At 71.9% G+C, this 13,613-nt stretch carries 11 protein-coding genes; 4 read left to right on the top strand and 7 right to left on the bottom strand.

Annotation, left to right across the window (positions count from 1 at the left end):
- Positions 1-18: 18 nt before the first annotated feature.
- Together ABD262_RS06525 and xerD are read right to left on the bottom strand one after the other, a co-directional pair.
- The gene (locus tag ABD262_RS06525) at positions 19-834 is read right to left on the bottom strand and encodes a ParA family protein (RefSeq protein WP_425564831.1); all 816 of its coding nucleotides are present in this window, start codon (positions 832-834) and stop codon (positions 19-21) included.
- Positions 835-1,051: 217 nt separating this feature from the next.
- Entirely contained in the window at positions 1,052-2,002 is a 951-nt protein-coding gene (gene xerD / locus ABD262_RS06520; protein ID WP_344132898.1) for a site-specific tyrosine recombinase XerD, read from the bottom strand.
- On the opposite strand from xerD, the gene ABD262_RS06515 reads away from it, so the two are divergent.
- Entirely contained in the window at positions 2,001-2,627 is a 627-nt protein-coding gene (locus ABD262_RS06515) for a hypothetical protein (RefSeq protein ID WP_344132895.1), read from the top strand. The genes xerD and ABD262_RS06515 overlap by 2 nt on opposite strands.
- A 3-nt stretch (positions 2,628-2,630) precedes the next feature.
- Here ABD262_RS06515 and ABD262_RS06510 read toward each other — a convergent pair whose 3' ends face one another.
- Genes ABD262_RS06510 through ABD262_RS06500 form a run of 3 tightly spaced genes read right to left on the bottom strand, consistent with a single transcriptional unit; the run spans position 2,631 to position 5,995 of the window.
- Complete coding sequence (locus ABD262_RS06510; RefSeq protein WP_344132892.1) at positions 2,631-3,875, bottom strand: 4-alpha-glucanotransferase; 1,245 nt, start codon at positions 3,873-3,875, stop codon at positions 2,631-2,633.
- A gap of 6 nt (positions 3,876-3,881) precedes the next feature.
- The gene (gene hisS / locus ABD262_RS06505; RefSeq protein WP_344132889.1) at positions 3,882-5,297 is read right to left on the bottom strand and encodes a histidine--tRNA ligase; all 1,416 of its coding nucleotides are present in this window, start codon (positions 5,295-5,297) and stop codon (positions 3,882-3,884) included.
- Positions 5,294-5,995, bottom strand: coding sequence for an MBL fold metallo-hydrolase (locus ABD262_RS06500; protein WP_344132887.1), 702 nt, complete (start codon positions 5,993-5,995; stop codon positions 5,294-5,296). Before ABD262_RS06500 ends, hisS begins: the two co-directional genes overlap by 4 nt.
- 63 nt (positions 5,996-6,058) lie before the next feature.
- On the opposite strand from ABD262_RS06500, the gene ABD262_RS06495 reads away from it, so the two are divergent.
- Genes ABD262_RS06495 through ABD262_RS06485 form a run of 3 tightly spaced genes read left to right on the top strand, consistent with a single transcriptional unit; the run spans position 6,059 to position 10,595 of the window.
- A complete protein-coding gene (locus ABD262_RS06495; RefSeq protein WP_344132884.1) occupies positions 6,059-8,170 on the top strand; it encodes a penicillin acylase family protein in 2,112 nt (703 codons plus the stop codon).
- Complete coding sequence (locus tag ABD262_RS06490; RefSeq protein ID WP_344132881.1) at positions 8,167-8,979, top strand: peptidylprolyl isomerase; 813 nt, start codon at positions 8,167-8,169, stop codon at positions 8,977-8,979. The genes ABD262_RS06495 and ABD262_RS06490 overlap by 4 nt, the downstream gene beginning before the upstream one ends.
- 2 nt (positions 8,980-8,981) lie before the next feature.
- On the top strand, positions 8,982-10,595 hold the full coding sequence (locus tag ABD262_RS06485) for a DUF349 domain-containing protein (protein ID WP_344132879.1): 1,614 nt from the start codon (positions 8,982-8,984) through the stop codon (positions 10,593-10,595).
- A gap of 76 nt (positions 10,596-10,671) precedes the next feature.
- Here the strand turns inward: ABD262_RS06485 and ABD262_RS06480 are convergent, their stop codons facing one another.
- Positions 10,672-12,981 (bottom strand): RelA/SpoT family protein, encoded by a 2,310-nt coding sequence (locus ABD262_RS06480; protein WP_344132875.1) that lies wholly within the window; start codon positions 12,979-12,981, stop codon positions 10,672-10,674.
- 44 nt (positions 12,982-13,025) lie between these two features.
- Positions 13,026-13,571, bottom strand: a complete 546-nt coding sequence (locus ABD262_RS06475; RefSeq protein ID WP_344134563.1) for an adenine phosphoribosyltransferase — start codon at positions 13,569-13,571, stop codon at positions 13,026-13,028.
- Between the last annotated feature and the right edge of the window lie 42 nt (positions 13,572-13,613).

The raw sequence follows: 13,613 nt of genomic DNA, 5'->3' as shown, positions 1-13,613 counted from the left end.
ACCTCCTGACTCACCTCGTCAGGCCGCCCCACCACGGGCGATCAGCTCTCGGGCGAGTTGTCGGTAGGACGCTGCGGACGCATGCATCGAGGCGTAGGTCGTGATCGGCTCGGCCGCCAGGGTCGCGTCCGGGAACTTCACCGTGCGGCTGATCACCGTGTGGAACACCTGGTCGCCGAAGTGGTCGACGACGCTGCGCACGACCTCCTTGCTGTGCAGGGTCCGTGAGTCGTACATGGTGGCGAGGATCCCGTCGACCTGGAGCCGCGGGTTGAGCCGGTCGGTGATCTTGTCGATGGTCTCGACCAGCAGGGCGACACCACGCATGGCGAAGAACTCGCACTCCAGCGGGATCACGACGCCGTGGGCGGCGGTCAGCGCGTTGACGGTCAGCAGCCCCAGGGACGGCTGGCAGTCGATCATGATCACGTCGTAGTCGTCCATGACGGGGCGCAGCACGCGAGCCAGGATCTGTTCGCGGGCGACCTCGCCGACGAGCTGGACCTCCGCGGCCGACAGGTCGATGTTGGCCGGGATGACGTCGAGGTTCTCCGTGGCGGTCTGCTGGATGACCTCGCGGACGTCGTGACCGCGCTCGACGAGCAGGTTGTAGATGGTGACGTCGAGCTCGTTGGCCCGCACCCCGAGCCCGACGGACAACGCGCCCTGCGGGTCGAAGTCGACGAGCAGCACCCGGCGGCCGACCTCGGCCAGCGCGGCACCGAGGTTGATGGTCGTCGTCGTCTTGCCGACGCCACCCTTCTGGTTGCACATGGCGATGATCCGCGCGGGACCGTGGGCGGCCAGCGGCCCGGGGTCGGGAAAGACCGGCATCGGTCGCCCCGTCGGACCCAGCTGCCCCGCTCCGGCGGCCTCGGTCCCGGGCAGGTGCACGTGGTCACCACCATCGCCGTTGGGGGCCGACTCGGAGGGTGCGCCCGAAAGGGTGGGCGGCGACTGCTCCTGGGTGGTCACCTCAGATTCCACAGGCGTTTCACTCCCGGTGAGTTGGCGTTCGTCGGTCAGCCTCGCGCTGATCGGCACGACCCTATCAGCGGGCACGGGGGTGGCTCTGGGCATAGACCTCACGCAGTCGCTGGACCGTGACGAGCGTGTAGATCTGGGTGGTGGTCACCGAGGCGTGCCCGAGCAGCTCCTGCACGACCCGCACGTCCGCGCCGCCGTCGAGCAGGTGCGTGGCGAACGAGTGCCGCAGCGTGTGCGGCGACAGGTGCCCCCCGAGGTCGGCGCGGTCCGCGGCAGCCCGGAGCACAGCCCAGGCCGACTGACGTGACAGCCGGCCGCCGCGCTGGTTGAGGAACACCGCAGGGGTCCCCTTCCCCTTCACGGCCAGGGCCGGCCTCCCCCGCACCAGGTACGCGCCGAGGGCGTCCGCGGCATACGAGCCGAGCGGGACGATGCGCTCCTTGCTGCCCTTGCCGAAGAGCCGGACCACCCCTTCGCCGGTGTCGATGTCGTCGATGTCGAGCCCGACCGCCTCGGAGATGCGCGCGCCCGCGCCGTAGAGCACCTCCAGCAGCGCCCGGTCGCGCAGCGAGGCCGGCGTGTCGCCGACGCTGGCCGCCTGGAGCAACCGCTCGACGTCCTCGACGCTGATCGCCTTGGGCAGCCTGGCCGGTGGCCGCGGCGGGCTCACCGCACCGGCCGGGTCGGTGTCGACATCGCCCTCAAGGGCCAGGAACCGGTGGAACCCCCGCACCGCGACGAGGGTCCGGGCCGCCGACGAGGCCGCGAGTGGCGGGTGGTCGGCGCTGCCCTCGCGCAGCGAGGCGAGGAAGTCGCTGACGTGCGCCTCGGTGACGCCCGCCGGGTCGTCGACCCCCTTTGCCGCCAGGTATGCCGCGTAGCGGGCGAGGTCGCGCCGGTAGGACCTCAGGGTGTTCGCGGCGACGCCTCGCTCGACGTCCAGATGGTTCAGCCAGCCGCGGGCCGCGCGTTCGACCGCGCTCGAGGGTGGCACGGATGGGAGTGTAGGCGGCATGAAGCTCTATGCAGACCTGCCGGGCCGCCGCACCCTCCAGATCCTCGCCGACGTCGGGATCGTCGCCTGGGTGTGCCTGTGGGCGTGGGTCGGCCGACTCGTCCACGACACGACGATGGAGCTCGCCGCCCCCGGGCGACAGCTGCAGAGTGCCGGGTCCGGGTTCCGCGAGCAGATGACCAGCGCGGGTGACTCCGTGCGTGACCTGCCGCTCGTCGGCGACCGCATCGCGGCGCCGTTCCGCCAGGTCAGCGGGGCCGGGACGACCATCGAGCAGGCCGGCACCGACCTCGTCGACGCCGTCACCCGGCTCGCCAACATCCTCGGCTGGGTGACCGCCCTGGTGCCGATCCTCATCGTGGGCCTGGTCTGGCTGGTGCTGCGTGGCCGGTTCGTGCGCCGGGCCAGCGCGGCCCAGCGCTTCATCGACAACGCCGCCGACCTCGACCTCTTCGCGCTGCGCGCGATGGCGGGTCAGCCCATGCGCAAGCTGGCCGCGATCTCCGACGACCCGACCGGGGCGTGGCGTCGGGGCGACGAGGCGACCATCAGGTCGCTGGCGCTGCTCGAGCTGCGCGACACCGGGTTGCGCCCGCCCGCGGCAGCCGTCGAACGCGCCGCCTGAGGCTCAGGGCAGGCGGCCGGTGGCCTCGGTGAGCGAGTGAAGCCGGGCCGCGTGCTCGGTCGTGAGCGCTCCGGGAGCCATCTGCCACGACCAGCCGCCCTCGATCCCGGGCGCGTTCATCCGGGCCTGCGACCCCAGCGCCAGCACGTCCTGGGCCTGCATCATGGACAGCCCGCACGGCCCTCGCTGGGCGAGCTCGATGAACCCCCAGGACGGCTCCGCATCGACGTCGGTCCCGACCCCGGCCCGACGACAGGCTTCGCGGGCCAGCTGGCGCCGGTGGTCCGGGAGGTCCCACCACCACCCGCACACCGTGTCGTTGTCGTGGGTGCCGGTGTAGACGACCTGGTTGACCTCGTGGTTCTCCGGGTCGTGGGCGTTGTACTGGTAGGCCGGCTCGAAGGCGAACTGCAGGACCGCCATCCCCGGGAAGCCGAGGGCCTTGCGCAGGTCGATGACGGGCTGGTCGATGTCGCCGAGGTCCTCGGCGAGGACCGGCAGCGGGCCCAGGGCGGCGAGCGCCGCGTCGAAGACCGCACGCCCGGGGCCCTGCTCCCACCGGCCGTTGAGGGCGGTCTCGTCCCCTGCCGGGATCGCCCAGTAGGCCGCGAAGCCACGGAAGTGGTCGACGCGGACGAGGTCGAACAACGCGAACGTGCGACGCAGGCGCTCGATCCACCAGCGGTAGCCGTCGTCGCGCAGGACGTCCCAGCGGTAGAGCGGGTTGCCCCAGAGCTGGCCGGTCGCGGCATAGGCGTCGGGTGGGCAGCCGGCCACGGCGTCGGAGCGGAAGAACTGCGGCCAGGCACGTTCGTCGGCGCCGTCGGGGGCGACGTAGATCGGGACGTCGCCGAGGATGCGGATGCCGCGCTCGTGCGCGTAGTCCCGCAGGGCGGACCACTCCCGGTCGAAGCGCACCTGGTCGGCCAGGTCACCACCGAACGCGGTCCACGAGTCGACCCAGTAGGCCTCCCGCTCGGCGAAGTCGGCGACCTCCTGGTCGCTGACGGGGGCGTCCGGGTGCTCCAGCAGGGCGGGTGACGCGGCGAAGGCCGACGGCGACTTGTAGGGCGAGCGGTGCTGGTCGGGGATCGACACGGGCAGCACCTGCCACACCGACTGGCCCGCCTCGACGAGCCAGTCGACGAAGTCGCGGGCCGGCTGGCCGAGCCGCCCGCCCGGGAGGGACGTGACGTGCAGCTGCACCCCGCTCAGGCGGGTCTCGGTCAGGGGCCGGGTGGCGTCCATGGCGGCTCAGCTCTGGTCGGTGGTGTGCTCGGCACGAAGGACCTGCGGGTGCAGGTCCTGCACCGGAGGCTCCCACGTGGTGGCGTCGGCGTCGACCTGGTCACCGGAGCGGATGTCCTTGACCTGGTCGCCCCCGGATCCGCCGGAGCCGCCGGAGCCGCTGTCGCCGCTGTCTCCAGCGCCGGCCGCCGCAGGGAACCAGACGTACGGGATGCCGCGCCGCTCGGCATACCTGATCTGCTTGCCGAACTTCGCGGGCTTCGGCGCCACCTCGCAGGCGATGCCGCGGGCCCGCAGTTCGGTCGCGACGCGCGTCGACACGGCGCGGCTCTCCTCGTCGTTGACCGCCACGAGCACGCACGCGGGGGTCGAGCGGCTGGCGACCAGCAGTCCCTTGCCGATGAGCAGGCCGAGCAGCCGCGAGACGCCGATCGAGATGCCCACACCGGGGTAGGTCGTCTTCCCGTCCGAGGCGAGCGAGTCGTAGCGACCACCGGAGCAGAACGAGCCCCACGACTCGTGGCCGACGAGCTGGGTCTCGTAGACGGTGCCGGTGTAGTAGTCGAGACCGCGGGCGATCTTCAGGTCGGCCACCATCGCCCCCGGGGCGTGGTCCAGCCCGGCCCGGATCACTGCGGCGAGCGCGTCGAGCCCTTCGTCGAGGGTCGGGTGCTCGACCCCGAGGGCACGCACCTGCTCGACGAACGACAGGTCCTCGGACCGGATCGCCGCGAGGGCGAGGCACTGGTCGGCCTGCTCGGCCGTGCGCCCCGCCTCGACCAGCTGGTCCTTCACCTTGGCCGGGCCGATCTTGTCCAGCTTGTCGACGATCCGGAGGGTGCCCCCGACGTCGTCGATGCCGATCCCGAGGTAGAAGCCCTCGGGGATCTTGCGGTTGTTGACCTGGATGACCATCCGGCCGACCGGGAGCTTGCGGAAGACCTCGGCGATGACCAGCGGCATCTCGGCCTCGAAGTGGGGAGCCAGCTCACCGACGTCGACCACGTCGATGTCGGCCTGGGTGAACTCGCGGTAGCGACCCTCCTGGGGTCGTTCGCCGCGCCACACCTTCTGGATCTGGTGCCGGCGGAACGGGAACGACAGGTGGCCGGCGTTCTCCAGCACGTAACGGGCGAACGGCACCGTCAGGTCGAAGTGCAGGCCCAACGCGTCGTCGAACGCCCCGAGGTCGAGGCGGAAGTCGCCAGCGTCGTCGCGGTCGAGGCGCGAGACGCCGTAGATCTCCTTGTCGGCGTCGCCACCCTTGCCCATCAGGCGGGGCAACGGCTCGACCGCGCGGGTCTCGATCGAGGGGAACCCGTGCAGCTCGAACGTCTCGCGGATGACGTCGAGGAAGTGCTGCTCGACGATCCGCTGGGCCGGGAGGAACTCGGGGAAACCGCTGATCGGGGTGATCTTCACGGGGCCAATCCTTGCAAATAGGGGTTGGTGGCCCGCTCGCGGTCCATGGTGGTCGCCTGGTAGTGCCCGGGCAGCACCAGCGTGGAGTCCGGGAGGGGCAGGACCACCTCGCGCAGCGACCGGTCCATCGCGGCCGGGTCGCCGCCCGGCAGGTCGGTGCGGCCGATCGAGCCGGCGAACAGCACGTCACCGCTGAGCAGGGTGCGGTCGACGTCGACCTGGTCGGCGATGCCGTCGGGCACCGCGTCGACGCCGAACATCACCGAGCCCTCGGTGTGCCCGGGGGCGTGCAGGACCTCGAACGACAGGCCGGCGAGGTCGAGCGTGGCCCGGTCGGTCACCTCGACGACGTTGCTGGGCTCGGTCCAGGTCGCCCGCCGGCCGAACTGCTGCTCGAGCATGGCGAGCAGCCCGGGGGCGACGTTGGAGAGCAGGTCGGTGAGCCGGTAGCGGTCGTCGTGGTGGATGTATGCCGCCGTGTCGGCGCCGCAGACCGGCGTCACCGAGTAGACGTGGTCGACGTGCCCGTGCGTGAGCAGCACCGCGGCTGGGCGGAGGCGGTGCTGGGCCAGCACCTCCCTCAGGGTCTCCTCCACCCCGATGCCGGGGTCGACGATGACGCACTCCTCCCCCGCGCCCGGGGCGAGGACGTAGCAGTTCGTGTCGAAGGCTGCGGCAGGGAAGGCGACGGTGAGCACGGCCGCACTGTATCCACGATCCCCCACCACGCAGGTCGGCCCGGTCGGTTAGCGTCGGCTGGCATGAGCGAAGGCACTGTCAGGCGTGACCCGTGGGGCGTCCCCCAGCTGTGGGCCCCCGACGTCATCGCCCTGTCACGCCTCCAGGGCCGGGTGTGTGCCACCGACCGTGCGTGGCAGCTCGAGGTGCAGCGCTGGCGATCGGAGGGCCGGCTGGCCGAGCACCTGGGCCCGGCCTGGGTCGAGTGGGACGTGTTCGCCCGACGGGCGCGGATCGCCGACACGGCACGGCGGTGCTTCGACCGCCTCGACCCCGAGACCGCGCAGTGGGTCGCCGCCTACGCCGACGGCGTCAACGCGGGGCTGGCCGAGGGGCCCGGGGCCCCGGAGTTCGAGGTGGCCGCCCTCGCGGCGGGCACCTGGGACCCGTGGACCCCCATCGGCGTGCTGCTGACCCAGCACCTCCTCTTCGGCACCCTCGGCGACAAGCTGTGGCGCGACCGGGTGCGGCGCGAGGCCCCGCGCGCCTGGGACCTGCTCTGCGGCCCGCGGCACCCGACCGTGGCCGAGTGGGACGGGGTGGCCGCCAGCGGCAGCAACGCCTGGGCGGTCGCGCCCACGCGTTCGGCGACCGGGCACCCGTTCGTGGCCGGTGACCCCCACCGATCGCTGGAGCTCCCCGGCGTCTACCTGCAGGTCCGCCTCGCGTGTCCGGAGTTCGACGTGGTCGGCATCGCCTTCGCCGGAGTGCCCGGCACGCCGCACTTCGCGCATGCCGGTGCCGTCGCGTGGGGCATCACCAACGCCATGTCCGACTGCCACGACGTCTTCGAGGAGGAGCTGCGTCGGACCCCCGGTGGCGTCGAGTCACGCGAGCCGCACGGGTGGTCTCCGGCCCGCTCGCACCACGAGGTGGTGCTCGTGCGGGGGGCTGCGGCCGTGGACGTGGAGGTCGTCGAGACCGACCGCGGTCCGGTCGTGGTGGGCGACGTGGGTGGCGTGGGCGACGTGGGTGGCGTGGGTGGCGTGGGCGCAGCCCGGCCCCTGTCGGTGCGGATGGTCCCCCGCGTGGAGGGTGACGCCGGGCTGGCCACCTCGCTCGCGCTGCTGCGGGCCCGCTCGGCGCACGAGGTCCGCGAGGCCTGGCGGGGCTGGGTGGAACCGGTCAACGCGGTCCTCACCGCCGACCGCGCGGGCACGGTGCTCGAGTTCACGGCGGGTCTGGTCCCCGAGCGCGACGACGCCAACCGGGAGGGCCCGGTGCCCGGATGGGACCCGCAGCACTCGTGGACGGGCTACCACGACCACGAGGTGTCCGAGGTGGACGACGTGGCGGTCCACGCGAACCACGCCACGCGGCACACCGCCCCGTTGGGCCGCGACTTCGCGAGCCCGGACCGCGCCCACCGGATCGCCGAGCTCCTGGCCGCTGCCCCACGGCTCGACGCGGACGCCCTCCAACGCATCCACACCGATACCCTCCACGCCCCCGCCCGACGCATCCTGCCGAGGCTCGAGGGGCTGACGGGGCTGAGCGTCCCGGCGGCTGCGCTCCGGGACCAGCTGCTCGCCTGGGACTGCCGGATGGACTCCGACAGCGCGCTCGCCCATCGGTATGCCGTGCTGCGGGCTGCCCTCGTCGCGGCACTCTGTCGCGTGGACGCCTTTGCCGGCCTGGCCGCCGGATCGGGTCTGCCGAGGCTGTTCGACCCGTGGATGTCGCTGGCGCTGCGGGTGTGGGTGCGCCTGGAGTCGTTCCTCGCCCAGCCGCCCGAGGGCTTCGACGTCACGGCCGAGCTGGCCTCGGCCCTGGAGACCGCGGCCGCGGCGCCCGGGGCAGTGTGGGGCGACCGGCACCGCCTGGCGCCGCTGCGCACCGGTCCGCCCGGTGAGCTCGCGCCCCAGCGGGTCGGCGCGTCGGGCGACCGTGACTGTGTCCTCGCGACCTCGAGCCTGCCCGACTCCGGCGACCTGTTCGTCCAGGCGCCCGCCGCGCGCTACGTCTGGGACCTCGCCGACCGGTCCGCCAGCCGGTGGGTGGTCCCGCACGGCACCACGGGATCAGCCGGCACGGAACACGCCGTGGACCAGCAGCCGCTGTGGCTGCAGGGCGACCTCGCCCCCGTGCCCGACGACGACCTGAGCGAAGGTCCCTGCCTAGACTGGCGCGCGTGACCAGGGAACAGGAGCGCGCCAGGGCGCGCCGCCGTGCGCAGAAGCTCGAAGCCAAGCAGGCCCTCAAGGAGCGCGAGGCGGCCCGCAACCGCCAGGTGGCGGTCGTCGTGGCGGCCGTGCTCGTGGTGGTGGCCGCGTTCGTCTTCCTGACCTCGCAGCTCGGCGACGACACCAAGACCCCCGCCGCGGCACCCACGACTCCCGCGGCGACCAGCGTCACGCCCGCGGCGGTCGAGGGCTGCACCGCGGCCCCTGCTCCGCCCACCAAGGTCGCCAAGGCGGCCAAGCCCGACAAGGCGACCGCCGCCGGCAAGACCTTCACGGCCGTCGTCACGACCAACTGCGGCGACATCACCCTCCAGCTCGACGGGGCCAAGGCACCGCAGACGGTCGCGTCGTTCGTCGCCCTCGCCCAGTCCAACTACTTCGCCGACTCGCCCTGCCACCGCGTGACCACGGAGGGCATCTTCGTCCTCCAGTGCGGTGACCCGCTCGGGGGCAGCGGCCCCGGTCCCGGGTACTCCTACGGCATCGAGAACGCGCCCAAGGACGGCACCTATCCCAAGGGCACGCTGGCCATGGCCCGCACGAGCGACCCCAACAGCAACTCCGACCAGTTCTTCCTGGTCTACAAGGACACCAAGCTCCCGACCGAGGGTGGCGGCTACTCCATCTTCGGCACCGTGACCAGCGGTATGGATATTGTCGAGAAGATCGCCGCAGCAGGTGTGAGTGGAGGTGCCACCGATGGCGCCCCTGCCGCGCCCATCAGCATCCTCAAGGTTGCTGTGACCGAGAAGAAGGCCTGACCGTGACCGAGCAGACTCCCCCGGCCGACACCACCGAGCCCGACGACAGCCAGGCCCCCGACACCGCAGCCCCGCAGCCGGAGGCGACGGTGGCACCAGAGCCCGAGCCCGCGGCTGCCCAGGAGGCCGAGGCCGCACCCGAACCCGAGGCTGTACCTGAGGTCGAGGTCGAGGTCGCCCCAGAGCCCGTGGGCGTCGAGCCGGCGGCCGAAGCCGCACCCGAACCTGCCGTGGCCGCGGCGCCGGAGAGCAAGCCGGTGCCTCGCCCGATTCCCAGGCCGGGCCCGGTGCCGACCCCCGCTGCGGTCCGCAAGGTCGCCCACGCGCAGCCTGCCGCGCTGACCGTGGCAGCTCCCCCCGGTCCGCCGTCCGAGACGTTCGGTCGGGTCGCCGAGGACGGCACCGTCTTCGTTCGGACCGGAGACGGTGAGCGCGAGGTCGGCGCCTATCCCGGCGCGACCGCCGAGGAGGCCCTGCACTACTTCGCCCGCAAGTACGACGAGCTGTATGCCTCCGCCGAGCTGCTCCACCAGCGGCTGACGAACACCGAGCTCTCGTCCAAGGACGCGACCGAGGGCCTGGCCAAGCTCCGCGAGCACTGCGCCGAAGCGAACGTCGTGGGCGACCTGGCCGTGCTCGACGGCAAGATCGCCGAGATCGAGTCCCTGGTCAAGGCCCGCAAGGAGACCGAGGCCGCCGAGCGCAGTGCCGCGCGGGCCGCAGCCGCCGTCGAGCGCGAGGCGATCGTGGCCGAGGCCGAGCAGATCGCCGGTCAGCCGGAGAGCAAGATCCAGTGGAAGAGCAGCGGCGCCCGGATGCGTGAGCTCCTCGACGAGTGGAAGAAGCACCAGCGCGGCGGCGCCCGCCTCGACCGCGAGACCGAGGGAGCCCTCTGGCAGCGGTTCAGCCAGGCGCGCAACTCCTTCGACAAGGCCCGCCGGGTGCACTTCGCCCAGCTCGAGGGCACCCAGGCCGAGGCCAAGGCTGCCAAGCAGGAGCTGGTCAAGGAGGCCGAGGCCCTGTCGACCAGCACGGACTGGGGCCAGACCGCAGGTGCCTTCAAGCGGCTGATGGACCGCTGGCGCCAGGCCGGCCGCGCCTCGCGGGCCGACGACGACGCGCTGTGGGAGCGGTTCAAGGCTGCCCAGGACGCCTTCTTCACGGCCAAGGACGAGATCTCGGCCAAGGAGGACGAGGAGTTCCGTGGCAACCTCGCGGTCAAGGAGCAGCTCCTGAAGGAGGGCCAGGCCATCCTGCCCGTCACCGACCTCGAGGCCGCCAAGGCGTCGCTGCGCACCCTGCAGGACAAGTGGGACGCAGCCGGCAAGGTGCCCCGCGGTGACGTCGAGCGCATGGAGAAGGGGATGCGCCGGATCGAGCAGGCCGTCCGCGACGCCGACGACCAGCGCTGGAAGCAGTCGAACCCCGAGGTCGCGGCGCGCGCCCAGAGCATGGTCGACCAGCTCGAGGCGTCGGTCTCGTCGCTGCGTGACGACCTCGCCAAGGCACAGTCGTCGGGCAACGACCGGAAGGTCAAGGACGCCCAGGCCAAGCTCGCCGCCCAGGAGCAGTGGCTGGAGCAGGCGCGCGGCAACCTCGACGAGTTCGGCGGCTGACCCAGGCCTCAGGGCAGCCCCGCTCACTGCAGCCAGGGCGCAGCGCGCCACATCGCCACGGCTGCGATGCGGCGGGCTACGCCTTGGCGGCGGTCGCCTTGGTGCCGGTGATGCGGTAGACGTCGAAGACGCCGTCGATCTTGCGCACCGCCTTCATCACGTGCTCGAGGTGGCTCGGGTCACCCATCTCGAAGGTGAACTTGCTGATGGCGACGCGGTCGCGAGAGGTCTGCACCGACGCCGACAGGATGTTGACGTGCTGGTCGGACAGCACGCGCGTGACGTCGGAGAGCAGCCGGTTGCGGTCGAGGGCCTCGACCTGGAGCTGCACGAGGAAGACCGACGCCGACGACGGAGCCCACTCGACCTCGATCATCCGATCTGGTTGCGAGAGAAGGGATTCGGCATTGGTGCAGTCGGTCCGGTGGACCGAGACACCGTTGCCGCGGGTGATGAAGCCCATGATCGGGTCGCCCGGGACAGGGGTGCAGCAGCGCGCCAGCTTGACCCAGACGTCGGCCGTGCCGACCACGACGACACCCGGGTCGCCGGAGCGTCGGCGCATCGACCGGGTCGGGGTCGTCGCCTCGGCGAGGTCCTCGGAGGCGCCCTCCTCCCCACCCAGGGAGGCGACCAGCCGGCCCACCACGTGCTGGGCGGACACGTGGCCCTCGCCCACCGCGGCATACAGGGCGTCGATGTCCTGGTAACGCAGCTCGGAGGCGAGGCCGGTGAGCGTCTCCACGGTGAGCAGCCGCTGGAACGGCAGGCCCTCCTTGCGCATGGCGCGAGCGATCGCGTCCTTGCCGGTCTCGATCGCCTCCTCGCGGCGCTCCTTGGAGAACCACTGCTTGATCTTGTTGCGGGCCCGCGGCGACTTGACGAAGGTCAGCCAGTCGCGCGAGGGGCCTGCGCCGTCGGCCTTGGAGGTGAGGACCTCGACGACGTCGCCGTTCTCGAGCGTGGACTCCAGCGGGACGAGCCGGCCGTTGACCCGGCCACCGATGCAGTGGTGGCCGACCTCGGTGTGGACGGCGTAGGCGAAGTCGACGGGCGTCGCCCCGGCGGGCAGCGCCACGACCTCCCCCTTCGGGGTGAAGACGTAGACCTCACGCGCGTTGATCTCGAACCGCAGCGAGTCGAGGAACTCCCCCGGGTCGGCGGTCTCCTTCTGCCAGTCGAGGAGCTGACGCAGCCACGCCATGTCGTTGATCGGGCCGGTCTCGCCCTCTTTGGTGCTGGCGCTCGGCGCGGTGCCGTCCTCCTTGTACTTCCAGTGCGCGGCGACGCCGTACTCCGCCCGGCGGTGCATCGTGTGCGTGCGGATCTGGATCTCGACGGCCTTGCCCTCGGGCCCGATCACCGTCGTGTGCAGCGACTGGTACATGTTGAACTTCGGCATCGCGATGTAGTCCTTGAACCGCCCGGGCAGGGGGTTCCACCGCGCGTGCAGGGCACCGAGCGCGGCGTAGCAGTCGCGCACCGAGTCGACGAGGACGCGGACGGCGACGAGGTCGTAGATGTCCTCGAAGTCGCGGCCGCGCACGATCATCTTCTGGTAGACGGAGTAGTAGTGCTTGGGGCGCCCGGTGACCGTCGCCTTGATCTTGGCGGCCTTGAGGTCCTCGCTGACCTGCTCCCGCACCCCCGACAGGAACTCCTCCCGCGCCGGCGCGCGCTCGGCGACGAGACGGACGATCTCGTCGTAGACCTTGGGGTAGAGCGTCGCGAACGACAGGTCCTCGAGCTCCCACTTGATGGTGTTCATGCCGAGCCGGTGGGCCAGCGGCGCGTAGATCTCGAGGGTCTCGCGGGCCTTGCGCTGGGCGGACTCGACGGAGACGTAGCGCCAGGTCCGGGCGTTGTGGAGGCGGTCGGCGAGCTTGATGACCAGCACCCGGATGTCGCGCGCCATCGCCACGACCATCTTGCGGACCGTCTCGGCCTGGGCGGCGTCGCCGTAGGTCACCTTGTCGAGCTTGGTGACGCCGTCGACCAGCATCGCGACCTCGCGCCCGAAGTCCTTCTCGAGCTGCGTCAGGCTGTATGCCGTGTCCTCCACGGTGTCGTGCAGCAGCGCGGCCGCCAGCGTGGCCGGCGTCATGCCGAGCTCGGCGAGGATCGTGGTGACGGCCAGCGGGTGGGTGATGTAGGCGTCGCCGGACTTGCGCTTCTGGCCGCGGTGGGCCTCCTCGGCGACGACGTAGGCCCGCTCGATGACGGTCAGGTCGGCCTTGGGGTGGGTGGCCCGCACGGTCTGGAGCAACGGCTCCAGGACCGGGTTGGTCGGGCCTCCGCGACTGCCGAACCTGGCCAGTCGGGCGCGGACGCGGTTCGCCGAGGACGCACCGGTGGGCACCGGCCCGGTGACGACGTCCTCAGTCATGGCAAGAGCCTACGTGATCGCGCGCTGCCGCCGACGGGGATGTCTCAGTCCCCGCTGACCACCACGGAGGTGTGGACATCGCGTCCCACCAACCGCTCCCGGCCGTGCAGGAAGTCGAGCTCCACCAACGCCTCGAAGCCCACGACCCGGGCGCCCGCTGCCTCCAGCAGGTCCCACGCGGCTGCCGCGGTGCCGCCCGTGGCGAGCACGTCGTCGACCAGCAGCACCCGCTCCCCGCCGACGAACGAGTCCTCGTGGATCTCGATCGAGGCGTTGCCGTACTCGAGGTCGTAGGACACCGAGTGGGTGCGGCCGGGCAGCTTGCCCGCCTTGCGCACCGGGACGAACCCGATGCCGAGCTCGTGGGCCACCGCAGCGCCGAAGATGAAGCCCCGCGCCTCGATGCCGACGACCAGGTCGATGGTGCCGCGACGCCGGTCGGCGATGTCGCGCACGACTGCCCCGAAGGCGACCCCGTCGGCGAGCAGCGGCGTGATGTCCTTGAAGACGACCCCGGGCTTGGGGAAGTCGGGGATGTCACGCAGCCGGCTCGTGATCAGGTCCGTGAGCTCGGACCCGGTCCGGGCCATCGACCCGTCCCCCGCCGCGCTGCTGTTCACCGACGAGGCGCT

Source organism: Pedococcus bigeumensis (assembly GCF_039531795.1).
In the GTDB taxonomy this organism is placed as follows: Bacteria; Actinomycetota; Actinomycetes; order Actinomycetales; family Dermatophilaceae; genus Pedococcus; species Pedococcus bigeumensis.
Note: the sequence above shows the minus strand (reverse complement) of the source record. Positions and strands in the feature narration are given on the sequence as shown.